The sequence below is a fragment of the Pseudomonas sp. JV245A genome, assembly GCF_032424515.1.
Lineage (GTDB): Bacteria > Pseudomonadota > Gammaproteobacteria > Pseudomonadales > Pseudomonadaceae > Aquipseudomonas > Aquipseudomonas protegens.
Map to the genome: position 1 here is coordinate 1 of NZ_VYKE01000648.1, position 251 is coordinate 251.

Below are 251 nucleotides of genomic sequence, written 5' to 3' on the forward strand. Positions count from 1 at the left end.
GGGAGGACAGTTGGTAGTAGGCGTCCTGGTTCTGTTCCTGGGAAATCCACCAGGCGGCCTTGACCCAGGCGGTGGCCAGCAGTTGGGTAACCTCCGGGTGCTGCTCGATGAAACTGTCGGTGCCCCAGAGGTCGGAGACCAGGCGCCAGTCATTGGCCCCTTGCTTGGTGGACCAGATGATCCGGCCCACGCCCTTGTCTTCCAGGGCATAGGCCTCGCTGAGCAGCACCGCGGCGTCGACCTTGCCGGCG

The 251-nt window shown here is 64.9% G+C and carries 1 pseudogene; it reads right to left on the reverse strand.

Annotation, left to right across the window (positions count from 1 at the left end):
* Positions 1-251, reverse strand: a pseudogene (locus F6S12_RS33445) (nitrate ABC transporter substrate-binding protein); the annotation flags it as partial.